Source organism: Chryseobacterium sp. II3a, from assembly GCF_057815135.1.
The window spans coordinates 1-23,706 of sequence record NZ_JBYPZJ010000014.1 but is presented as its reverse complement, the minus strand read 5'-3'; the positions used below and the strand labels follow the sequence as shown (position 1 = coordinate 23,706).

At 34.7% G+C, this 23,706-nt stretch carries 25 protein-coding genes; 6 read left to right on the top strand and 19 right to left on the bottom strand.

Annotated elements, in window-relative coordinates; genetic code table 11:
- Positions 1–100 precede the first annotated feature (100 nt).
- From AC3HD6_RS22405 to AC3HD6_RS22395, 3 genes are all read right to left on the bottom strand, one after another.
- Positions 101–910: a glucose 1-dehydrogenase gene (locus AC3HD6_RS22405; RefSeq protein ID WP_488898343.1), complete on the bottom strand. Its 810-nt coding sequence runs from the start codon at positions 908–910 to the stop codon at positions 101–103.
- 72 nt (positions 911–982) lie between these two features.
- Complete coding sequence (locus tag AC3HD6_RS22400; RefSeq protein WP_488898342.1) at positions 983–1,459, bottom strand: GNAT family N-acetyltransferase; 477 nt, start codon at positions 1,457–1,459, stop codon at positions 983–985.
- Positions 1,460–1,462: 3 nt separating this feature from the next.
- Positions 1,463–2,080 carry a DUF1684 domain-containing protein gene (locus AC3HD6_RS22395; protein ID WP_488898341.1) on the bottom strand — a complete coding sequence of 206 codons (618 nt, stop codon included), beginning with the start codon at positions 2,078–2,080 and terminating at the stop codon, positions 1,463–1,465.
- A 132-nt stretch (positions 2,081–2,212) separates the two neighbouring features.
- Between AC3HD6_RS22395 and AC3HD6_RS22390 the strand changes: the two genes are divergently transcribed.
- Positions 2,213–3,793: a GMC family oxidoreductase N-terminal domain-containing protein gene (locus AC3HD6_RS22390; protein WP_488898340.1), complete on the top strand. Its 1,581-nt coding sequence runs from the start codon at positions 2,213–2,215 to the stop codon at positions 3,791–3,793.
- Here AC3HD6_RS22390 and AC3HD6_RS22385 read toward each other — a convergent pair.
- From AC3HD6_RS22385 to mqo, 3 genes are all read right to left on the bottom strand, one after another.
- Positions 3,790–4,656: an AadS family aminoglycoside 6-adenylyltransferase gene (locus AC3HD6_RS22385; RefSeq protein ID WP_488898339.1), complete on the bottom strand. Its 867-nt coding sequence runs from the start codon at positions 4,654–4,656 to the stop codon at positions 3,790–3,792. The genes AC3HD6_RS22390 and AC3HD6_RS22385 overlap by 4 nt on opposite strands.
- A gap of 1 nt (position 4,657) precedes the next feature.
- On the bottom strand, positions 4,658–5,059 hold the full coding sequence (locus AC3HD6_RS22380; protein ID WP_045493119.1) for a hypothetical protein: 402 nt from the start codon (positions 5,057–5,059) through the stop codon (positions 4,658–4,660).
- Positions 5,060–5,133: 74 nt separating this feature from the next.
- On the bottom strand, positions 5,134–6,639 hold the full coding sequence (mqo, locus tag AC3HD6_RS22375; RefSeq protein ID WP_488898338.1) for a malate dehydrogenase (quinone): 1,506 nt from the start codon (positions 6,637–6,639) through the stop codon (positions 5,134–5,136).
- A 524-nt stretch (positions 6,640–7,163) separates the two neighbouring features.
- Between mqo and AC3HD6_RS22370 the strand changes: the two genes are divergently transcribed.
- Genes AC3HD6_RS22370 through AC3HD6_RS22360 form a run of 3 tightly spaced genes read left to right on the top strand, consistent with a single transcriptional unit; the run spans position 7,164 to position 9,890 of the window.
- Positions 7,164–8,270, top strand: coding sequence for a hypothetical protein (locus AC3HD6_RS22370; RefSeq protein WP_488898337.1), 1,107 nt, complete (start codon positions 7,164–7,166; stop codon positions 8,268–8,270).
- Between the two features lie 10 nt (positions 8,271–8,280).
- Positions 8,281–9,102, top strand: a complete 822-nt coding sequence (locus AC3HD6_RS22365) for a hypothetical protein (protein ID WP_488898336.1) — start codon at positions 8,281–8,283, stop codon at positions 9,100–9,102.
- A gap of 11 nt (positions 9,103–9,113) precedes the next feature.
- Positions 9,114–9,890 (top strand): hypothetical protein, encoded by a 777-nt coding sequence (locus AC3HD6_RS22360; RefSeq protein WP_488898335.1) that lies wholly within the window; start codon positions 9,114–9,116, stop codon positions 9,888–9,890.
- A 79-nt stretch (positions 9,891–9,969) separates the two neighbouring features.
- On the opposite strand, the gene AC3HD6_RS22355 is transcribed toward AC3HD6_RS22360, so the two are convergent.
- Entirely contained in the window at positions 9,970–11,010 is a 1,041-nt protein-coding gene (locus AC3HD6_RS22355; protein ID WP_066691828.1) for an NAD(P)H-dependent glycerol-3-phosphate dehydrogenase, read from the bottom strand.
- 225 nt (positions 11,011–11,235) lie between these two features.
- Between AC3HD6_RS22355 and AC3HD6_RS22350 the strand changes: the two genes are divergently transcribed.
- Positions 11,236–12,270 (top strand): M23 family metallopeptidase, encoded by a 1,035-nt coding sequence (locus tag AC3HD6_RS22350; protein ID WP_488898334.1) that lies wholly within the window; start codon positions 11,236–11,238, stop codon positions 12,268–12,270.
- Positions 12,271–12,473: 203 nt separating this feature from the next.
- Here AC3HD6_RS22350 and AC3HD6_RS22345 read toward each other — a convergent pair whose 3' ends face one another.
- The 5 genes from AC3HD6_RS22345 to bamJ form a co-directional block, all read right to left on the bottom strand.
- Positions 12,474–13,646 (bottom strand): MoaF-related domain-containing protein, encoded by a 1,173-nt coding sequence (locus AC3HD6_RS22345; protein ID WP_488898333.1) that lies wholly within the window; start codon positions 13,644–13,646, stop codon positions 12,474–12,476.
- Between the two features lie 15 nt (positions 13,647–13,661).
- Positions 13,662–14,315 (bottom strand): NAD(P)-dependent oxidoreductase, encoded by a 654-nt coding sequence (locus tag AC3HD6_RS22340; protein WP_488898332.1) that lies wholly within the window; start codon positions 14,313–14,315, stop codon positions 13,662–13,664.
- A 60-nt stretch (positions 14,316–14,375) separates the two neighbouring features.
- A complete protein-coding gene (locus tag AC3HD6_RS22335; protein WP_488898331.1) occupies positions 14,376–14,786 on the bottom strand; it encodes an Rrf2 family transcriptional regulator in 411 nt (136 codons plus the stop codon).
- 65 nt (positions 14,787–14,851) lie between these two features.
- Complete coding sequence (locus AC3HD6_RS22330; RefSeq protein WP_488898330.1) at positions 14,852–15,802, bottom strand: hypothetical protein; 951 nt, start codon at positions 15,800–15,802, stop codon at positions 14,852–14,854.
- 141 nt (positions 15,803–15,943) lie between these two features.
- Positions 15,944–16,378, bottom strand: a complete 435-nt coding sequence (gene bamJ / locus AC3HD6_RS22325) for a BamJ family beta-barrel-assembly machinery protein (protein WP_068939826.1) — start codon at positions 16,376–16,378, stop codon at positions 15,944–15,946.
- 294 nt (positions 16,379–16,672) lie between these two features.
- Here bamJ and AC3HD6_RS22320 point away from each other — a divergent pair, with 294 nt between their 5' ends.
- The gene (locus AC3HD6_RS22320; protein ID WP_488898329.1) at positions 16,673–17,686 is read left to right on the top strand and encodes a catalase family protein; all 1,014 of its coding nucleotides are present in this window, start codon (positions 16,673–16,675) and stop codon (positions 17,684–17,686) included.
- Between the two features lie 252 nt (positions 17,687–17,938).
- Here AC3HD6_RS22320 and AC3HD6_RS22315 read toward each other — a convergent pair whose 3' ends face one another.
- The 7 genes from AC3HD6_RS22315 to AC3HD6_RS22285 all read right to left on the bottom strand — a co-directional run bounded on the left by AC3HD6_RS22315 (position 17,939) and on the right by AC3HD6_RS22285 (position 23,453).
- Complete coding sequence (locus AC3HD6_RS22315; protein WP_488898328.1) at positions 17,939–18,562, bottom strand: hypothetical protein; 624 nt, start codon at positions 18,560–18,562, stop codon at positions 17,939–17,941.
- The gene (locus AC3HD6_RS22310) at positions 18,559–18,792 is read right to left on the bottom strand and encodes a hypothetical protein (RefSeq protein WP_488898327.1); all 234 of its coding nucleotides are present in this window, start codon (positions 18,790–18,792) and stop codon (positions 18,559–18,561) included. The genes AC3HD6_RS22315 and AC3HD6_RS22310 overlap by 4 nt, the downstream gene beginning before the upstream one ends.
- Before the next feature lie 32 nt (positions 18,793–18,824).
- Positions 18,825–19,376 carry a hypothetical protein gene (locus tag AC3HD6_RS22305; protein ID WP_488898326.1) on the bottom strand — a complete coding sequence of 184 codons (552 nt, stop codon included), beginning with the start codon at positions 19,374–19,376 and terminating at the stop codon, positions 18,825–18,827.
- 65 nt (positions 19,377–19,441) lie between these two features.
- Entirely contained in the window at positions 19,442–20,875 is a 1,434-nt protein-coding gene (locus AC3HD6_RS22300; RefSeq protein WP_488898325.1) for a zinc metalloprotease, read from the bottom strand.
- 367 nt (positions 20,876–21,242) lie between these two features.
- On the bottom strand, positions 21,243–21,656 hold the full coding sequence (locus AC3HD6_RS22295) for a nuclear transport factor 2 family protein (RefSeq protein ID WP_488898324.1): 414 nt from the start codon (positions 21,654–21,656) through the stop codon (positions 21,243–21,245).
- Between the two features lie 3 nt (positions 21,657–21,659).
- Complete coding sequence (locus AC3HD6_RS22290) at positions 21,660–22,187, bottom strand: TetR/AcrR family transcriptional regulator (RefSeq protein ID WP_488898323.1); 528 nt, start codon at positions 22,185–22,187, stop codon at positions 21,660–21,662.
- A 231-nt stretch (positions 22,188–22,418) separates the two neighbouring features.
- Positions 22,419–23,453, bottom strand: coding sequence for an IS110 family RNA-guided transposase (locus tag AC3HD6_RS22285; RefSeq protein ID WP_488896434.1), 1,035 nt, complete (start codon positions 23,451–23,453; stop codon positions 22,419–22,421).
- Positions 23,454–23,706 lie beyond the last annotated feature (253 nt).

The window sequence follows — 23,706 nt, the reverse complement described above, 5'->3', positions numbered from 1 at the left end:
TTATGAGTAATAAGTAATGAATAATAAGCAATGAGTAACAGCTTGTAAAACGTATTCACAATAACAGTCCTCCAACTTTAAACTTTAAACCTTTGAACCATCACCCGCCTGTAGAGAAACTCTCAAACGTTGTCATTCCACCATCAACAAAAATGCTGGTTCCTGTAATGTAGTCTGCAAGATCACTGGCAAGAAATGCCGCCAGATTTCCTATGTCTTGTGGCTGCCCAATTCTGTTATACGGAATAAGAGTAAGAAGTGAATTGAGTGCTTCCGGCGTACTCCACGCATTTTGATTGATAGGGGTTTGAATAGCTCCCGGGCAAATAGAATTAACTCGGATCTTATCTGCACCATATTCCTGAGCTAATGTCTGCATCAACATTCTGACACCTCCTTTGCTGGATGCATAATTAGCATGTCCCGCCCATGGAATAATCTCATGAACAGAACTGATATGGATAATCTTTCCACAGGCTATGGAACGGGATGGATCTATTCCCCGGCGAAGAAATTCTTTGATAGCTTCTCTTGCACAAAGAAATTGACCCGTAAGATTCACTCCTATTACCGCATTCCATTGGTCCAATGTCATTTCAGTAAATTTAGCATCCTTTTGTATTCCGGCATTATTTACCAAAATATCTACCGTTCCAAATTTTGAGACAACATCCTTGAACATCTGAATCACCTGATCTTCCTGTGAAACATCACATTGATAGGTAATTCCCTGCCCGCCAGCATCTGTAATCTCTTTCAATACTGATTTTGCTTCATCCTGAGATCTTGGTGAAGAATGATTGACAATAACAATTGCCCCTGCTGAAGCTAATGATTTTGCAATACCGGAGCCTATTCCACTAGAGGCACCTGTAACCACTGCAACCTGGTTGTGAAGTGATATTTCCATACTTGTAAATTGATGTTACTCAAAGTTATGGAAACAAATCAGCAGTAAAAAAAATAAAATTTTAAAATTTTATTAAAGTTTTTTATACATCAGGTATTGCGGACCACTCCTCCCAATTCTGGTTTTACCCTCATAAATATATCCTGCTTTCAGATAAATGTGATATGCTGAATTATTTTTCTGATTAACAGCCAAAACAATTTCATTGCAATGCCTAAAGTTTTTTCTTACAAAATCATCTACCTGAATCATTGCAGTTTTCCCAATTCCTTTACCTTGCACATCAGGATTTACCGATAAAGATCTTACCAGCACAGAATTATCATTATCCGTCAATTCAAATTTATCTTTTCCAAAGTCAAGAACAAAAAATCCTACCGGAACAAAATTTTCCAGAATTGTAATGGGATATGCGTCATGATCATCTCTTTTCTCAATATTTTCTAAAGCCTGATTAGGAGAAGCCGTAAAACGCAGCTGATTTTCGTCTAAACTATAGCTAACATCCGAAAGATGCTCATCTGATTTAAAAAATTCTAAGCTTACCATAATTTAATGATGATAAATATCTTCATACATTACCCCTGCCCGTATTTCCACAGGAAGTTTATTTTCTTCAGGAACAATAGGACAATTATAATCGTAGGCATTATAAGCACAGAACGGGTGATAAGATTTGTTAAAATCCAGAACAATGGTATTTCCTTTTGGGACTTTCAAATCCATATATTTTCCACCGCCATAGGTTTCTTTCTCATTGGTCGCGTCACGGAAAGGCAGAAAAAGGTAGTCTTTATATTGATCTTGTTTAATAAGATCCAGACTTTGATATAGTGTTAAGGTATAAGACTTTCCATCCAGTTCAAATGTTGCCTTTCCATATTCTTTATAAGATTTTGTTTTACCCGAAGATGTTGGCAGCTCAAAAGGCTGTGCATCTTTAGTTCTGACAAACTTTGCTGTTACGCGATACTTCAGGTCAAAGGGGAAAAATGGATGTCCTTTAAAATTTTTGAAATTATCTCCTCGTAAAGGTGTTTCTTTTGGATCCAGGTATTCTTTATCAAGATCTTTTTGAAATTTTTTGATTTCCATGACCTCCCGGGAAACCATTTTTTGCGAAAAGGCTAATAAGGGTAAAAAGAAAAAGACCAATATATATTTTTTCATTAAATGTAAAATTATAAGTAAAACTAAGAATTTTCCCGCGTTTCAAAAGTTAAAATTCTAATAAAAAATATAATCTGTTTTAAATAAAGTAATTTCCTCCGGATCTAGCATACTTTTTGAGCAGCAATGCCCATGGACAGAAAGAAATTCATCAAAACAAGCATGCTTGCCATCTCAGGTTTTTATTTTCTACAATCAGATCTTTTTCAGGCTGCTGAACGAAGAACCAATATGATAAAAGAAACCGTTGATGCTCCCATTATTATCGTTGGAAGCGGGTATGGCGGTGCTGTTTCTGCCTTACGTCTGTGTGAAGCCGGAAAAAAAGTAATCTTGCTTGAAATGGGACTTAACTGGGAAAAAGCCAGGATTCCATTTTCCAATCTCTTAAAGCCGGGAAAAAGTTCAGCCTGGTTAAAAAAGAAGACAATAGCTCCTTTTATGAATATCTTTTCTTTAACGCCTTTCACAGGAACATTAGACCGAATAGATTTTGACAATATTAATATTTGGATGGGAAGAGGCGTTGGAGGAGGCTCATTAGTGAATGGAGGAATGGCCGTAACTCCCAAAGAAAGTTACTTCAGAGAGATTTTCCCCAATCTTGATGCTGAAAAGTTTTACAATCATTACTTTCCTCTGGTACGGGAAGAACTCAAAGTAAATGTTATTGATGAAAAGTTTCTAAAAGAATGTCCTTATTATAAATTCACAAGAGTAGGTGAAGAAGAGGCTCACAAGGCAGGATTCAAGACCATGCGGGTTCCTAATGTATATGATTTTAAATATATGGAAAAGGAATATTTAAATGAAGTTCCCCGTTCCGCTCTCAATACTGAGGTCATCTATGGAAATAATCATGGAAAAAACAGTTTAGATAAAACTTACCTGAAAAAGGCGTTGGAAACCGGGAATCTCGAAATACTGGATCTTCATTGTGTAGATCATATTAAGCTTAATGATGATAAAAGCTATACATTAAATGTTCAGCAAATTGATACTTCCGGAAGTGTTGTTGCAGACAAGGTTTTTAATTGTAAAAAACTGATTCTTTCCGCAGGAACAATGGGAACATTACAACTGCTGTTTCATTCCAATGCTCTCAATAATTTTCCTGTTCATGAAAACATTGGCAAAAATTGGGGAAACAACGGTAATTTTATGACCGGAAGAAACTGGGTCAAACCGTTATCAGGCGGAACAGGTTCAAAACAATCTACCATTCCGGTAGGAGGAATTGACAACTGGGAGGATAAAGAACATCCTTTTTTCACAGAAATTGCCCCCTTACCGATGGGAATGGATGTTGCCACAGCGCTGTATTTACTGATTAACAGAGTCGATAAAAAAGGAGAAGTAGGTTATGATAAAACCACACAAAAGATTAGATTGAACTGGGATGAAAGTCATACTTCTAAAATGAAGGAAAATGCCAAATTTTTTATCCGAAAAATGAATAAAGCAAATGGAGGAACCAGAAGCCACTTTCTTTTCAACAATGGTTTTGGAGCTGATATTTGTTATCATCCTCTGGGCGGATGTGTATTAGGTGAAGCAACCAATGAGTTTGGAAAGCTAAAGGATCATGAACATCTCTATGTATTGGATGGATCCTTAATTCCCGGAACCATTGGAGTCAATCCGTTTGTGACTATTACAGCTATTGCAGAATATTGTATTGAAAATCTGATCCGGCAGGAGGAATTTGCTTAAGGAAGTGCTTTTACTTCATCAAGATAATTCCGAATGTCTGCTTCATGCTGAAAAGGATATTCAAAATCTAGTTTTTCTGCCAAAACAGTTCCCAGTTCGTGAACAAGATCAGCGAAAGCAAATAAAGCAGTCCAGTTTTCTTCAATATTACTTCCTGAAAAGGTAGCTTCTATTCTACTCCATTGTTCTTCTGAGAGATATTTTTTGAAGAGCCTTCCATGCTTGTTTGTGGTTATAGTATTCCATTCATGAGAGCTAGCAATATACCATTCGATTAAAGGAACCAGATAATCTGTCCTTAATACGTCTTCAGACATGAATTTAGCATAGAAAATATCACCTCGCTTAAGGCATTTTGCCACATAAGTCGTATCCCACCAGAAATCATTCAATACCTGATTAAACTTCTTCTCTGTAGGTTGATGAATCATAATCGTTTGATAAGTTGGGGGTTTCAAATCCTTTGTCAGCCCATCTTTATCCATTAAAACCTTATATCCCAGATCCCAATCATCCGGAAGTACTTCTGCATGGATCTCTTCAGAGAATTCCTTTACCTGATAAAGCTTAAAGTCAACTTTTATATGATCTCTGAACAGCACCATCTTCATCGCATGTTTTCCTTCAAAAACAGTATCATCTTCTTCTACCATGGAAATCGGTTCTCCGAAAAGCTTAAGCCATTCGTGACTGTCTTCATAAATAGACCTGTTTTCAAAAACCAACTCTACATCAAGGTCACTAAAATGATCTACGGGAGCAAATGGATTTACCAATGAACTGGTTAAAAGAACAGCTCTGACATCCGGATTGTTTTCTGCCCAGTGAATGATTTGTTCCAGTTTCGCTTCTCTTACCTTCATGTTAATATGATTCTGATATTTTCACACGATATACATCGGAAGAATTTCTTTTAATAGATTCCACAAAGAAACCACCTTCTTCAGGAATAACTTCTTTAAGATCGAAACTTTTACAGTCTTTTGGCAGCCCTGAAAAGATTAAAGTAAACCAAAAATCCTGCATAAAAGGTACAGGCGTCCAATAAGGAGAAATCGAAATATTCTCCGCATGAATCATTTTGCTTCTATGCTCAGATTGGTTATCAAAAAGATAGGTTGAATGCCAGATTCTGATTAAGTTCCCTAAAAATGGTGATGCAGGAAAACAACAATGTACGATCACCTGCTTCTCTTCTTCTATTTTTGTCTGAAGAGATTCCAGAAGTTCTTTTGCAATAACCGGCTTTATAACAATTTCTTCCACCTTTTATCAGTAATAAGTGATGAGCAATGAATAATGCTGTTGTATAGCTTATTATTCATTGCTCATTATTAATATTAGTATTCTAATTCTAGCTTTTCCTTGGTATACTCCCTTAACTTTTCAGTAAGTTCAGGATTCTCTGCCAATTTTTGTCCGTATGACGGAACCATTTCCAGCAATTTGTCTTTCCATTCTCCCTGAAGTTTCTCAGGGAAACATTTTTCAAGTACATTAAGCATTGCCTGTACTGCTGTGGATGCCCCTGGTGAAGCTCCTAATAAAGAAGCAATGGTACCGTTTTTATTAACGACCACTTCAGTTCCGAACTCCAGCTTCCCTCCTAATTTATCATCTTTCTTAATGATCTGAACTCTTTGTCCTGCTACTTTCAATTCCCAGTCCTCTTCTTTAGCATCCTTAATGAATTCTCTTAAATGCTGCATTCTTTGAGACTTGGTCATCGCTACCTGCTGAATAAGGTATTTAGTCAGCGGAAGGTTATGCCACCATGCGCCAAATAAAGATTTTAAATTCTTAGTGTTTACACTTTCCGGTAAATCAAGATAGCTTCCTTCTTTCAGGAACTTTGTTGAAAACCCTGCAAAAGGTCCGAAAAGAAGAGCCTTTTGTCCATCAATAATTCTAAGGTCAAGGTGAGGAACAGACATTGGCGGAGCGTCTACGGTTGCTTGTGTGTATACTTTAGCCTGATGCTTCTCTACCAATTCCTGGTTATGAGTTACCAGCCATTGTCCGGAAACCGGAAAACCTCCATATCCTTCACTTTCTTTAATATCTGAACTGTCCAATAACGGAAGAGCATATCCTCCAGCTCCTATAAATACAAAGTCTGCATTTACTTCCTGCTTATGGCTATTGATTCTGTCTTTCACTTTCATTTCCCACTTTCCGTCATCTTTAGGGCTGATGTCTTTCACTTCGTGATATAGGAATACTTCAACCTTTGAATCTTCCAAAAGGTGTCTTCCCATTTTTCTGGTCAAAGTTCCAAAGTTAACATCTGTTCCCATATCCATTTTGGTGGCCGCCATTACTTCAGACTTATTTCTTTTGCTCATTACCAATGGAATCCACTCCCTCAACTTATCATGATCTGTAGAAAATTCCATTCCGGAGAAAAGAACTGATTCAGACATTTTCTCATGACGTTTCTTAAGATATTCAGCATCTTTTTCTCCGAATACCAAGCTCATGTGCGGACAGGAATTGATAAAATCCTTTGGATCCTGAATATATCCTTTCGCCAATAAGTAAGACCAGAACTGTTTTGAAACTTCAAACTGTTCTGCTATGCTTTCTGCTTTCTTGATATCAATACTCCCATCCGGGTTTTCCGGAGTATAATTTAGCTCACAAAATGCGGAGTGCCCCGTTCCGGCGTTGTTCCAAGCTGCTGTACTTTCCTTGGCAAATCTTCCTAGTCTTTCGAAGATGGCAATTTCAAGTTTTGGATCAAATTCATGAAGCAGCGTTGCTAAAGTGGCGCTCATGATTCCGCCCCCTATCAGTACAACGTCGTATTTAGGTTTCGGTGTTCTGCTTGTAAGCGATTGTGACATAATTTTAAATTTTAGTTCAAATTTCGGGAAAAGTTTTAAAAAGAGAAACGCGTTTAACGATTTTAACACGTTAATTTTTGAGTTAAAAACACTTCTTAATTATGCAACAATATATAATGGAAAGTATCAATAGAATAAGATTGAAATGATTAATAATAGTAATAATAAATAGTCATTTTTCATTAAAAAAAAATTAAATTTCAGCCCAATATAATTCACCAAAAGGTAAATAATTATTTTTTTTACATTCTTCGTATATTTTATGTTAATTTAAGTTCATCCAAGTTCACTGTATGAATTACTTTAATCATAATGGTTTATAATCATATTTTTATTCAAAAATATGTGAATTTACATTAAAAATAAATAAATAAAATTCACATTTAATTGATAAAACGACAATTTATTCAACCAAAACCCAAATTAAAAACGCAGTTTAATCATTTTTTATACGTATCTTTCAATTGATTTAATACCATATTCCATGTGTATTTAATTAAAATTATTTCGTAAACATATAAAAGATGAAAATTGTTAACTTCGTAAGTACATTTTTCGCTACATTGGCATTTGCCCAAAGCGGAAGTGTAGGAATCAACACGTCCAAACCGGACCCTAGTGCAATTCTGCATATCGAAAATTTCAATGGAGTTTCTGCAACCGCTACTGCAAGCGTATCAGGTGGCGTTGTAAACGGAATTACCATCACCAACGGCGGGAGTGGGTACATTATGGCACCTACTATTAATTTTTATGGCGGCGGTTCTGTTGTAAATGGCGGTACAAAAGCACGTGCTACAGCTAATATGACCAATGGATCCATAACCAGTATCACTATAAATAATGGAGGAAGTGGCTATACAAGTGCTCCCACAGTAGTTATTTCAGGAGGGAATAAAGGATTGCTATTTCCTAACCTGAATATCACAAACCTAAGCAGTACAACTTCTCCAGTTGCCTCTCCTGCAAATGCTCTTATTGGTTTTAATGGAGGTACTAATGCTAATAATAAGGCCTTACATGTTTTCAATGGGACTACTAAACAATGGCAAAGTACTATTGATGCAGAAAACACCCCTAAAGTTGCTTACCTGGATTTCACAGGAAATCTATCCGTACTGGATAATGCTGTTGCCGGAACCAATGCTCAATTATTAGTAAATCCTCCATCGGTTTCCGGGGTATCTAACATTAATGGGTTCAAAGTTGTTCAAAATCCAAGTACAGGGGGATATTCTCTTGTTCTTCCTCAAGGAAACTATCTGGTAGAAGTAAATCTTAATTTAAATTCTCCCCAGGAAAACCCTTCTGGACAAGGAGGGACAGCACCGCTTTCAGGAAGCACTTATTATCTGATGGGATATTTTATAGATTTTACCAACGATCTATATAATAATACAAGTAATACGTTTGTATCAGGAGCAAATACAAGGAAGGAAGTCCCAATTGTTTCTAAAGTAGATACCAATCATTTAGCAACATGGTCTTATTATTACAGTGTTCCTTCTAATCCTAATGCCAATATCATCGGAGGTTTAAGATTACGATTGGGAAGAATGCAAAACAGTACGTTTTACGATCTTGTCAAGGTGATTCCCACCGGATCTTACATTAAAATATCACAACTTTAAAACAAAACACATGAAAAAAGGTTATATCCTCCTATTATTTGTAATAGCGCAAATAATACACGCACAAGTAGGAATTGGAAAATCTTCTATAAACAGCTCAGCAGTATTGGAAGTATCTGAATCTACAAATAAGGGAGTACTCCTTCCGACAGTTGATATTATAGATATATTAAACAATATTACCCCAGTTGCTAATCCCGCAGAAGGTTTGATAGTATACAATAAAGGAAACTCAATCAGTCCAGGTCTTTATATATGGAAAAATAACAGATGGACTCAAATGGCAGACACCTACAACCTTGTAAGCTACATGATACTTCAACGAAGTACAGATTACAATATATTAGGAAATCTTGCGAATGGTACTTTTAAAAACTTCACTGATGCTTCTCTTACTGTTGTCTCAAATGATATTGGGGCTTCTTATAATACAACATCAGGAGTTATTACATTGCCTGGAAACAGCGGTTATCTGGTTAATATATGTCTTAATATAAGAACTGCATTGGAAAGCAGCACTGCAGGAATTGGAGGTACTCCTGTACATTTGCATCAATATCTTGTAAAACTTGTTGACCCTGTTTCAGGAACTCAATATGGAAAAACAATAAGCATCAATGCCCAATCAATAGCATCAAATAAAACACATACCTTAAATATGAGCTTTTCTTTTGTCTCAACCTCAACAACACCAATTACTTTAGTCCCTTCTATTGCCCATGATGCGGGAGGTACTTATCAACAAGGAGCAGGAGGGACAACTCCCAATAACGGAGAGATTATCATTACCAACACCAAAGTTGATATTCAAAGATCAGCCCTTAACCAATAATTACTACTACAATGAAAAACTATATTTATTTTGCCTGCGCAGCTCTAATACTTTTTAGTATAAGCATTAAAGCACAAGTTGGCATTAATACTAGCACTCCTAACGCAAGCAGTGTACTGGATATTAACTCATCCGATAAAGGTGTACTTTTTCCTCAATATGATCTTACAGTGCTCAATAGTACAACAACACCCATTGCTAATCCGGCAGATGGTCTTATGATTTATAACAAAGGAGGAGTTTCTACTTTTCCCAAAGGATATTATGTATGGATAAGAAACCAGTGGCAGCGCTCCATAATTGCAGGAACTGAACCTCAGTCTATGTCTTTAATTATCAATTCAGGTATTTTAGTTCCTACCGGAAGTACTAATAATACACTTAGCAATTTTACTGTTGCCTCTAATAAAATTACTTCAGCTTCATTAGGATCTGATACTTCTACTATTACTTTACCCGCCGGAACATATATCCTTCGATACTCTGTAGATTCCAGTAATGGGAATAACAATAATGGAACTACCAATACACAATATCTTTCTCAAAACTTCACCTGTACACGATCTTATATGATCAATGCTGCAACAGGTACAAGCATTACGGAAACCAACAGAATGTGCCAGTTATCAAGTTCTTTTACCTTTTTTCAGGGAAGCTATTTTTTAACGTTAACCGCACCAACAACGATCCGTCAAAAATTTGAGTTTGATACAGGAAACGGTTTTACAGCCAGCAATCTGAATATCCGTTCATCACTGGCTCTTGTAATTACTAAAATGAGTCAATAAAAAAAGACTTAAGTATATCATTACTTAAGCCTCCAGTATAGGTATTAAAACAAGGTTCTATAATATGGAACCTTGTTTTTTAATTGAGCTTTGCAGTGAGTTTTTTAAACTGTTTTTCAGCATTTTTACCTTCATAAAGAATAGCATATACCGTATCAATAATCGGTAATTTCAGGTTTTTTTGTTTTGAAGTCTTATAGATGGATTGAGCAGCATAATATCCTTCTGCTACCATATTCATCGACTGGATTGCTGATTTTACAGTATATCCTTTTCCAATAAGATTTCCAAGATTTCTGTTTCTTGAGAAAAGTGAATAAGCGGTTACCAGAAGGTCTCCCAAGTAAGCACTTTCATTTACATCTCTTGGTGCTTCATAGATGGCTTCCAGGAAAATTTCCATTTCACGGATCGCATTAGATACAAAAACGGCTGTAAAGTTATCCCCATAACCTAGTCCACTTGCAATACCGGCCCCGATAGCAAAAATATTTTTAAGAATAGCACTGTATTCATTCCCTAAAATATCTTTACTGGTTTGCACCTTAATAAAATCTGAACTGAAAATTCCTTCCAGCTTTTCGGCCGTTTCATCTTCTACTGTTGCAATTGTAAGATATGAAAGTCTCTCCATTGCAACTTCTTCAGCGTGACAAGGTCCTGCAATTACTGCCTGATTTCTGAAACCGATTTTAAACTCATCACGAAGATAATGTGCCACCACATCATTCACCTTAGGTATAATCCCTTTAATTGCGGAAACAAAGATCTTATCTGAATAATCACAGGTCATCTTATCCAAGGTATCAGATAAATAAATGGAAGGTGTTGCCAGCACAATAACATCGCAAGCTGAAACCAATTCATTAATATCTGTGGTCAACTTTAAACTCTTCAGATTAAAATGAGCTGCAGTAAGATAAGTAGGGTTATGCCCACGAAGCTCAATAGCTCCTTTTACAAACTCACTTCTTACACACCAGTGCACTACTTTACAGTTTTCAACCAACATTTTTACGATAGCGGTTGCAAAACTTCCGCTTCCTACTACTCCTACAGAAACATCCTTTTTAGTCTTTTTTGGATTCGAAGATTCTGAAATAATTTTCTTTTTAGCCATAATTGGAATGTGAACTGCAAATATATTAAACAAAGATTTAACAAAATACTTTAAGGCATGATAAAAAAACACTTTCTGAAAAAAATAACACTTCCACACAATTAAATAGGTAATTCAGCGTTAGATACAGAAAAAACTGAATTTTAATTAAGAATAATCTTCAAAACTTATTTTTAATTAAATTTGCAGCTGAAAAACCGTTTTAATTATTCTAAGAAAGGAAATATGAAAAAATTTCTAAACAGCAAGAAGAACGTAAATATTCTCCTGGGAGGACTTTTACTAGTAGTTTTTGCACAAGGTATCTTCATTGCCAAACTATTCTCTGAGAAGGATGATAAAAATTATGAAGTTAATCTTGTAAAAATAAACACTGAAAAAGACAGTGTAGATTATCTGAAAATGAAAACTGATCTTACCCTTGTAGATCAGACAGTTTCACAACTGAATTCTTTCCTGAAGTCTAAAGACATTTCTAATGAAAAGCTCATGATGCTTGATCAGGACAGCATCGCCAATTCTATCTATCTTTCCAAACAAGCCAACCGATACAGCCAATACCTGATGGACCTACAGAAAAAACTGATGCAGGTTCCGTTAGGAATGCCTACAGATGGATATATTTCATCTAATTTCGGGATCAGAAAAAATCCTATTCCATTCAAAACTGTTTTTGCTTCGGTAAAATCAAGCGCGGCTACAGAAGCTAAACCTGTTGCAGCAGCTGCTCCGAAACCTGAAGTGAAGGCAGAGCCTGTTGAAAAAATCGTCGAATTGACAGACAGCTATGGAAATAAAAGAGAAGTTAAAGTAATGGTAACTCCTAAAGCGGCTCCTGCAGCATCTACATCGGCTGCTTCCGCTCCTGCTGCAAAAGCTGTTGCCGGAACAACTGTTTCTAAAACTACTCCTATGGAAAAAAATAATCCCCCTGCTGAAGCGGATCAAATGCAGTTCCATAAAGGACTGGATATTGCCGTTGCCTTTGGTTCTGATGTAAGAGCTGCCGCCGCCGGAACTGTTATTTTCTCCGGGCAAAAAGGAGGGTATGGAAATTGTGTGATTGTTTCTCACGGAAACGGACTGGCTACCCTTTACGGACATCTATCACAGCTTGTTTCTAAAGTGAATGATAAAGTAAAAGTGGGCCAGGTGATTGCCAAATCCGGAAACTCCGGACGTTCTACCGGACCTCATCTTCATTATGAAGTACACAAAAACAATACTCCGGTAAACCCGAGGTTGTTTATGAATCTATAAAAGAAAGCTGTCTCATTGGAGACAGCTTTTTTAATTCTAAAAGATAGATATAAACAGATTTTATGCTCTCACTAATCAAGCAGATCTTGCAGATTTTTTAACGTTAACATCTGCAAGATCTGTGGAATCTGCGAGATGTCATTTTAGTATAAGGGTTTTACAATTGCAATATAAATAAAACAGCTGCCGATGGCAGCTGCTTTTTATTTTAAAATCTTAAGAGTTCCTTTCGGGTGCGTAAATGTACCGTCTGGTCCTGCAATATTAGAATACACAATATTTTTATTATAATCCTGAATATGAGTCACATTGAATCCCAGATGAGGCTCATGCCAGTACACCATAAAAATATTTTTTGCTATTTCTACTGCTGTATATTCTACAGTATCTGTACTGTCTTTTGAACTTCCTGCTGTTCCGGTAAACGTCATTGTTTTGTTATCCTTAAAATCCAACAGGAATTTTACAGCTCCAAAATCAACTTCTACTTTCTTCCCGATGGCTGGATATGGTGATTTTAAATCCCACTCCATTTCACCAAGGAAAACCTTTACTCCCATTTCCAATTCATCTTTTCCGGGAAGATTTGGATATTTCTTGACCATAAAATCTACAATAGCAGGTGTAGTCTTATTTTCAGTAACAGCTTTCTTGTAATTTTCAAGATAACCTCTTACAAAGTCAAGTGATACCGGAGACAAAGACTGTTTTGCAAAATGCGATGCAACCACCTGTTCAGGTTTCAAAGATTTCATAGCATCAATCTGCCCGATCCATTGGTCAATAGCTTTTATATTCTGAGTGTCTGCCATCCAAAGATGTGAATCCACAGAAACTGATATTCCTCCTGCAATCGTTTTGATAGATGGAATCCAAAGAAAACTGTGCGCCGGATCCTCAGGGTTTTGTTTAATTTCAATCTTATTTCCCTCCAGATCAGGAATAGAATTCACAGCTTCCGGAACGATGATTTCTGAAGGAGCATCAGCTTTTAATTGTGGTTTCCAAACTGCCAGTTTATCATCTTTAGAAGCAGAAATAAGATAAGCAGTCTGGGCTGTAGAAATAATTCTTACGTTGGGAAAAGCTTTCTTAATCACATCTAATCCAAAATAGAAATCCGGATCGCTGTGAGAAATAAAGACGTTTCTAAGATTTTTTCCGGTTGCTTTTATTTCTTTTACCAATTGCTCAGCATATTGCTTTTGAAACTGTGCATCAATAAGCATTGCATCTTTATCTCCATAAATAATGGTAGATGTAATTGGAAAAATAGCCTTGGTTCCGGGATTGTATACTTTTACTTTCAGGTTTCCTGCAAATACACTGATGAAACCTAAAATAGCCATTAATGATAATAATTTTCTTTTAAACATTTTGTTCTTTTTGGATTAATAAGCTGCTGTGAAACGTTCACGGATGTGGTTATTCTGTTCCAGTTCATCCACCAAAGCTACAGCTACATCTTCTACTGACAATTGGCTTCTTCCATTTTCATCAAATACTGGAGTTTCCAGAGACGTTCTGTACTTTCCGGTTCTTGTTCCTACGTTAGCCTGATTCATTTCGATTGCAGGGCTGAAGAAAGTCCAATCTAAAGTATTGTTTCCTTTGATTTTATTTAGATAATCTCTTGCTGCAGTTGCTCCCGGTTTATAAGCATCTGGGAAATCCGGTGTGTCTACAATCTGAATGTTATCCGGCGTGTAAAGACTTCCTGCCCCGCCTACTACGATCAATCTTTTTACTCCTGACTCTTCTACTGCTTTTTCAATATTTTCAGATCCATTCAAAAAGTCATTGTAAAGATTTGGGTTTGTCCATCCTGCATTAAATGCACTGATTACAGCATCACTTCCCTTCAAAGCCTCTGCTAATTCTGCTACATTGTTTACATCAACGCTTTTTGCTGTTACATGTTCCTGTGTTTTTACTTTCGATGCATCTCTTACTAAAGCTTCCACTGCATATCCTCTGTCTGCCAACTCTGTTACGATGTGTGCACCTACAAAACCGGTTGCTCCGATTACTGCTACTTTTTTCATAATGTTTTATTTTTTTATTTAAATTGTAATAATTTTTGTTACATTTAAGGGTAAAAATTTTTATTCGAACTGATCTGCGAATTCCTGCAAAGATTTATCTCCTAAAAATTGACTTACCAACTGATCTGTTTCTTCAAACAATGTAGTTAAATGACTGTTAATTTCTTTTCCGACACTACAGGCAGGGTTAGGATTCTGATTTTTCTTTCCTAATACTTCTGTATTTTTAACGGATCTGTAAACCTCTGAAATTGTTATATTTTCAGCGTTTTTTGCAAGCTGGCTTCCACCTTCTTTTCCTTGTCTGCTTACAATCAAACCTGCTTCTCTCAAAACACTGATCTCTTTACGTACAATGACAGGATTTACATTAATACTACCTGCAATCCAATCAGAAGTGAGCCACTCCTGAGGACTTTTCGCCAATAAGGTCATAATATGTATTGCCGTAGCAAATCTTGTATTGTTCATTGTAATTACTCTGCAAAGATAGACAAATTTTAATTGTAACAAAATTTATTACAGTTAAATTTTTCTTAAAGGATTAATTTATCCAGATCCAGCAGTAAATAATTAATGTTTTGATTAATCGTTCTGGTTGCTGATTGCATCTGGTTAAGCATCGCAGCCCGATTATGAAGATCATCTGCCCGATAGTATCCGCCATCACTAAAAATAACGGATTGATCTGCCGCTGTTTTATTATCATCAAACTGATAATGCAGCCATCTTTCTTTCATATTTCCGATAATGGAACGTTCTTCCCTATTGGAGAATTTTTTTTCTGTGTACATATACCAGATAAATGGCGGGAAGTTCGGAGATTCTAATTTTCCTTTCCAGATATCTCTCAAAAGGTTTCTTTGGTGAATAAATTCTACTTTTTTTCCTTTCGGATTAAGGGTTGCTAAACCAAAGCCTGCTCCCAAAACCCCTCCTCCGATATCAATAGCATTACTCCAGCCCTGATCTCCAACAATTCCTCCGGCAATTGAGGCTGCAGCACCTGTAATGATAGAATATAGAATCAGTTTATTGTTTCTTGAAGAATTGAGATTATCCACATAATTTCCAATCTGAGCCACTCTTTCGCCTTCACAATCGAATTCTGCAGCAACAGCGTCAAGCTCAGTAAGGGCAATGGTAATTTTACTATTGATCTTTGTCTTTAATTGTAGAACCTTAATCTGTGAAGCTAGTGAAGAATCTTTTTTAAGGTCTATAATCTGATGAACCTCATCCAGATTATCCAAAGCATTTAAAATTAAAATACTCTGGTCAGAAAACATTTCTTTCAGCTCTTTATTGGCTTCTAAAATAGAATCTGAGTTGTAAGATGGAACTTTATTACTATAATTATATTTAAAGGGAGCTTTACAATAACTATCCTTCAAAGTAAGTATGTTCTGCTGAATAACCTGATTCTTCTTGGAAACACAAGAAGTCAACAGAACTAAAACGATTAATAGGTAAAAAATCTTTTTCATTCAAACCAATTTTTGTGCAATAGCTGAATCATTGTCAGAAATCATCAATCAGTTTCAATATATAATTCATCAACACTAATATAGTACAAATAAAAAAATTTACCTGAAATCAGGTAAATTTTAATCTATTTTTAAGCCGGATTATTTAATACCCAGTAATTCTACTTCAAAAACAAGGGTACTGTTTGGTCCAATCTCTTTGCTGATCTCCTGATCTCCATATGCTAAATGCGGTGGGATAATCAGTCTCCACTTGCTTCCAACAGGCATTAGCTGAAGCGCTTCCGTCCATCCTGAAATTACTCTGTTTAAAGGGAAAGATGCCGGAGTTCCTCTTTTTACGGAGCTATCGAAAACTTTACCGGAAATGGTAGTTCCGTGATAGTGACATTTTACAGTAGATTTAGGACCAGGTTTTGCTCCATCTCCTTCAGTGATGATTTCATATTGTAAGCCACTTGGTAATTGAACCACAGTTTCTCTCTTACCATACTCTTCCATATACTCTTTACCATCCTTAAGGTTCTTTTCGGCTAATTCTTTTTTACGTTTAAATAACAAATCTGCTACTCCCATATTATAATTTTTTACAAAGATAAGTCTTTTTTACGCTTCGGAATATGGAAGCTCGAGGATGAAAGTTTATAAATTGAGTACTTCAATATCAAATATTGCTATTCTATTCACTCGTACCTAAAATAATTAAATACTCATAATCAACAACTTGAAAACAAAATTTATTAAAACAGTATACTCAAGAACTTCATGCTTCCGACTTCCTGCTTCTAGCTTACTCAAAATTCAAATAATTGTAATAATTCCTTAACACAGATTTCCAAACTTGGCGTTATAATTGGATTTAAAAACTAAATGCCAAATCCGATATTATATAACAAGAAGTTTGATGAGCTTAATGAAGAGGAAAAAGAACTTCTGGAAATCAATAAAAAATCAATTGCTGATTTTGTTGAACAATCCTCTTCTATAAGTGACGTCAATTATGCTACCAGAAACGCCCATGCGAAAACATATGCTGTTGCCAAGGGAGTTTTTTGGGTGGATCCTAATATTCCTGAATTCCTCAAACCGTTTTTTGATAGGGAGAAATTTGATCTGTTGATAAGGCTTTCCAATGCTCAATTCAAAATCACCAATTCAAAAAGGGATATTCCGGCCTATGGTTTTGCGGTACAAATCAGAGATGAAAACAATAATCTCCTTTCCAATTATCCCTTAGTGAATTTTCCGTTGTTCCCGGTTAATTCTGTTTCTACTTTTTTAAAGCTATTTACCGCTATTAATCAATCTTATAATAATAAATGGAGCAGCCTGTTTTCTTTGATAACACAAATACTGAAAGTCATTCCATCTATTCTCACAGCTTCATTTATCAAAAATGCTTTAAAATTATTCAGTAAAAGAAATGATTTCATTCTCTCTTTTGATTATCATTCCGTAGGCGCCTACCGTCTGGGAGATTATATGATAAAAATAAAGCTTACCCCTAAGTCTGTTAATAAGAATATGGATAAGAGGCAAAACATTAAAAAAGCTTTAAAAAATTATCTTCATAAGAATGATTTTACAGCAGATGTTTTGATTCAGCTTTGTTATGATTTGAAAGATCAACCCATCAATAAACTGAATGTGGAATGGAAAAACTCTCCTTATATTAAAATCGGAGAAGTGAAAATAAATCAAGACGCTCTGTTGGATCCCCGTGATTGTAGTAATGAACTGCTTTCGTTTAATCCGTTTGAGAGTAAAATGATATTTCAGCCTGTCGGAAAGATCCAGAAACTACGGGATGGTGCTTATAAAGTATCTGTTCAGACCAGAAGAAAGATCAATACACTTTTGCATGGGAAGAAAAGTGAATTGTAATTATTCAGAAAGTATATCAATACTTTTATCACGATACTATTTAAACTATCAACATGTTCATCAATAAAAAAAATTATTATACATTTTTATGATTTAGGATATACCTGAAATTAAGATGCTTTCTTTTATTTCAGACTCAGAATCTTCCAACTGTTTTTTTAAAATTTCTTACAAAACTTTGTAAAACGATCCTATATATTATATTGAAAATCACTTCGTGTGAGCTTATTCTTATTTTCATAAAAATAGTGCTTAATTGTTGATATATTTATAAGTGCTTGTTCCTATAATCTTTCCGGTAATCCCATCTAATTTGATGATTTCAACCAAATCTGATTTCTTTAAATGCTCGATTTCCCATACTGGATGTCCATTTTCTAGATCTCTAGAAATCTTATTATGCCATCCCGTACTCTGCAAAATTGGACCTTTGTCTATTTTTATTCCTTTATTTTTGCAAAAATTTAAAATATCCTCAAAAGTAAATTTGAAAGGTATATCATAATCTGTTTCCTTGATAAGATTTCCCTTTTCATCAAATTCGTACCAAATGCCTTTTTTAAATTTACCAGTATTTATAGAAATACCCTTTTCCTTAATATTTCCACTCTCCGGGTAATATATTTTGGTAATTCTATAATAAGAATCTTTAGGACTTTCCGTATAACTTTTTATATTTTTACTCTCATCCATCTCAATATAAGTACCATCTAACAACTTATCATAAGCAAGGTAAATATCTGCTTTATAAATTTCATGATAGTATTTTTTATCAAATCTTTCAAATTTATTATCGATTTTGGGTATCATAAGGGGATTTTTTTGAGCATTACAAGAAATTGTTATTATTAAAATCAATAAAAAATACTTTTTCATAAGCCATTTATTTTAGAATTTGCTTTTTGCCATTGCCATTTCCACAGGCTATATCTTGGTTTATCTTTGAGATGAGAATAATCCATAATATTTTCTGTCTGACCATAAATGTAGGTATATTCTGCATTAGAATCTGCAGTATTATTGGTAAAACTATGAGGTATTCCTTTGGTATGCAAGAATTCATGGGCTGCGGTTTCATTGCTCTTTTCAGGAAATAGGATAAACAAAATCTCCGCAACTGAAGAGGCGGAGATATCATCTAATTATTAATATATTTATAGGTTCTCGTACTTAAAATCTTTCCGGTAATCCCATCTAATTTGATAATTTCAACCAAATCTGATTTCTTTAAATGCTCAATTTCCCATACTGGATGTCCATTTTCCAGATCTCTAAAAATTTTATTATGCCATCCCGTACTCTGCAAAATAGGACCTTTGTCTATTTTTATTCCTTTATTTTCACAAAATTTTAAAATATCCTCAAAAGTAAATTTGAAAGGTATATCATAATCTGTTTCCTTGATAAGATTTCCTTGCTCATCAAATTCGTACCAAATGCCTTTTTTAAATGTAAAAGGCCCAACATTAAATCCTATCCCTTTTTTCTTTATGTTTAGATTCTCGTAGTAAAGTTTTACAATAGTAAAATATGAATCATTAGGAGTGTTAAAATATCTGCTTTCCTTTAATTTTAATATTTCCACATATGAGCCATCAGAAAGCATCATATTATTTGTATTTTTCTTTGATAATTCCTCATAAAAAATAGAATCAAATTTCTCAAACTTATTATCTACTTCTATTACCATAATTGATTTTTTTTGTGCATTACAAGAAATATTTATTATTAAGATCCATAAAAAAAAACACTTTTTCATAAGTTATTTATTTTAGAGTTCGCTTTTTTCCATTGCCATTTCCACAGGCTATATCTTGGTTTATCTTTGAGATGAGAATAATCCATAATATTCTCTGTCTGACCATAAATGTAGGTATATTCTGCATTAGAATCTGCAGCATTATTGGTAAAACTATGAGGTATTCCTTTGGTATGCAAGAATTCATGGGCTGCGGTTTCATTGCTCTTTTCAGGAAATAGGATTACAAAATCATTGAGGGCATAACCATTCAAGCCTTTATATGCATTTGATTTGTCCATACAGCCTCCATTTTCTCCCAGATAAAAGGCGACAAAATATTTGCTGTATTTGTATTCATTCTCTTTTTTATTCTTCAGGTCTTCTTTTAGTTTTCCGTTAAGGTAAAAAGCAAGATTCATATATCCTTTTGCATGAGCCGAAGGAATATGTTTTTCATTGTCATAATATGCCAATATATTTTTACCCTCTACATATTTTCCACCCGATTGTAAATTGGTATCAGAAGATAAATCCAAAGAATACGTTTCTACTTCAATCTCAATCAATCCCTGCTTTAAATATTTTTCAAATAATTCTTTTTGTCCTTTTGCATCTCCCTTTTTTCCAGTACTAATAATTGGAAGTTGTACTTCTACTAACAATACTTTCGTCTTCTTTCTTTTCGAAGCATCATTCGCCCAAACTTTTAATTTTCCGGCCAGTTGTTTTACTTCTTTTCCTTCTTCATTTTTAGAAACAGCATATACTTCTATATCCTGATCCACAGAAAATTCTTCCAAGCATTCTATTGTAACATAATCTTTAAGATCATGTTTACCCTTGCTTTTTGTAGTGATTTCCATCGGATCTATCTTAAAATGGAGATTCTCTTTAAATTTTAAAGTCTGTGGTTCTTCGTCCACTTCCACAATAAGACTTAACAACGCTTTGGTATTGCTAAAACCAGAAGCTTTAAGATTTCCGGATTCATCCTTTATCCCAACGGGATACAAAGAAAGCCAGGAACAGAAATAATCTTCTGCACTGCCATCTGCTTTTTTCTTCCAGGGAATACTATATACTCCATATTCATTCCTTAGCCTGGCAAATAGAGAGGACGAGATTTTAAAATCTCCTTCATATTCGTTAGGATCGGTTTCAAGAGTGGTAAAAGCTTTCTCTTTTTTATCTTTGCTTTTCTTATACTGTTCAGCCACTACCTCTTTGTAATTTTTATCTCCAAAATTGGTAGTCTCCCCCAGCCGCATCCAATCGAAGCCATAATCTTCTCCTTTCCAGTGATCTTTTGCCCTGAACTGCACCAGACATTTCGCAGGTAACTCTATTCCCGGTACATATTTAGGAATTCCATAACTAACCCCATCTTTTACTCCTATTTCTGTAATTGAATTCCCCGCAGTAGTGATAATATTTTCATTGGAATACATGCTATGCCCTTCCTGGGAAATCTTGGTATAAGTCCCCTTTACAATTCTCGTTCTGCTTATGGTATAGAAATTAGGTGTTATTATTTCTTTCTATAGTACCATAAGTAATGAGCTGCTTGAACAGCTTTGAATTAAAGATGCTTTTTTTCATAAGTGTGTTTTTTAATTAATAACTCTCTAAATTTAGAAATATTATTTTATTCAGAAAATATTTTTTTTTCATAAATATCTGAAAATGTAGTAGTTCTACCATTATTTATTTTTAGCTGTATTACTCCTATTAAATTAAAAATGCCACAAATACACTTATAATTCGTGCATTTGTGGCAATGAAAATCTTCGGGGCTTTACTATCCCTTTTATTCTTTTACTTAAACCTACGTTCCTCTTCTTTTATAGCAAGATCATTGATACTTGCATATCTTTTAGCCATTAAGCCATTCTCATCAAACTCCCAGTTCTCGTTTCCATAAGCTCTGAACCAGTTTCCTTCTTTGGTCTGGTATTCATATTCGAAACGAACGGCAATACGGTTGTCTGTGTGTGCCCAGTATTCTTTCTTAAGTTTATAATTGAGTTCTTTTTCCCATTTCTTCTGAAGAAATATAACAATTTCTTCTCTTCCGTTCACAAAGGTATCTCTGTTTCTCCACTCGCTGTCTAAGGTATATGCTTTGGATACTTTTTCAGGATCCTGACTGTTCCAGGCATCTTCTGCCATCTGAATTTTTTGCTTTGCCGTTTCAAGAGTGAAAGGCGGTAGCGGATGTTTCTGTTCCATTATTTAAAAAATTAAATGGTTAACTATTTTTTTTGATTTCAATATCAGTTCATTCGATTTAAAAAGCTGGCTTTCTATAATGCTGCTTTCAAAAAGCATATAAATATGGTCGGAAAGAGCATCATCTTTGAGTAATTCCAGAAAATAATTTCTAAGATCTGCTTTGTGAGCCTGAATTACATCCAGAATTTTAACATTATCCATTGGAATTTCTGATAAAATATTCAGGAAACTGCAACCTCTGAAATTTTCTTTCTCATTCATATAGATCAGGAAATCAAAAGCGCTGATGATTTTCGAATTCACATTTTCTGATTGAGCAGAAAAAGCATAAAGCTCATTAAACCAATATTCATGTCTTATCTTAAGAAACTCTACACACAAGTCTTCCTTGGATTTAAAGTGAAGATAAAAGCTTGCTTTGGCTACTCCTGCATCTGAAATGATCTGGTTAATTCCCGTAGAATTATAGCCCTGCCTTGCAAACAGATCAAACGTTGTTTCTATAATTCTTTCTCTTGGAGATTTCATAATGCTTTCTTTTATAGAACAAATGTATGAAAAAAAACAACATACAGACAAGTCTGTCTATTTTATTTGAATATAAATTCCAATATAAGAGTTGGAAAACGCAAAGGCGCAAATTTTTATAATGCAGAATATATATTAAGGCGCAAGATTCTGTGTTAACCTGCACATAATATTTATATTTTTTTGTAAATTTGTTTTTTAAGTCGGCCTAGAGCTAGACTCTGTAGCGTGCTATACTATCTCAGTTTTCACGCTATTTTTTGATTTATATTTACCGTCATAAACGGTTTCATTTTTAAAAAGAATATAGATCAATTCTAATATTTTTCTTTGGATTGCTACTAAAGCCTTCATTTTTATTCCATGTTTTGAAGTGAGTCTTATATAAACTTCTTTGAAGTTATCATCCCACTTCACAATTGTTAAAGCCGGCAAAAACAAACATTTCCTTAACATTCTATTTCCTTTTTTTGATATCCGTGATTTACCTTTTACCGACGTTCCAGATTGTTTTTCTCTAACATCTAACCCTGCATAACTTGATAATTGAGACTTGTTTCTAATCAGTTCAAAGCCATTGGTCTCTCCCAAAACAGTAACCGCAGTTAAAACACCAACTCCCGGTATTGTTGTAAGTCGTTCTATCAATTGTTTTATCACAGGATTAGTATTGATAATACTATCGATATCTTTCTTTATTGCTTTTTCTTGAGCATTGAGCAAATTCATACGAGCTTGCATTCTTTCTATACTTTTTAAATGAGGAGAAGCTTGAATAGTTTCTGCATGAAGCTGATTTTTTATCACATTCCGCTCCTGAACAATTTGATCACGCTCTCTGGTAAGCTGTTGCAGCTCATTATAAGTCTGATCAGGTTTTTTCCAGTGATTTAATTTTCTTTCAAGACCGAACTGAGTAATAGCCTGAGAACAACTTTTATCAGTTATCGTTTTTATATCAAGAGTTCTTAGGTAGCTACTTATTTTATTGGGCAAAACGATATAGACCTTTTTATTATTCTCAGCAAGATAATAAGCGAACTTCTGATGATAAACCCCTGTGGCTTCCATAACATAGTGAATTTCCTGATCTTCAACACTTTGTTTTTCAATCCAATTAATCAATAATGGGATTCCAACATCTGTGTTTTTAAATACCTTATAAGCTAGAAATTTTATAGTTTGATCTTCATATAGACAACCTAAAGTAACTACTAATTCTTTTTGAGACACATCTATACCGGCTACTTGTTTTAATACTTTCATCTTTTATTGCTTTTTAAGTGAGATATCTTCCTTCGTCTTTTCTCCTGATTGGATATTCTGGATATTAAATGGGGTTTTTAATTCCTTACATTCTGCTCTGACTCTAAAAGATAAAAAAAGAATGAGGTCGTTTCTTGCGCCGAATATGTTTCTTTGAACTATTGGATTTTTATTCAACTCTCATTCTTATTCACTTTATGGCTAAGATAATATTTGAGATAAAGCAAATTATAACTTATACAAACATAGGAGG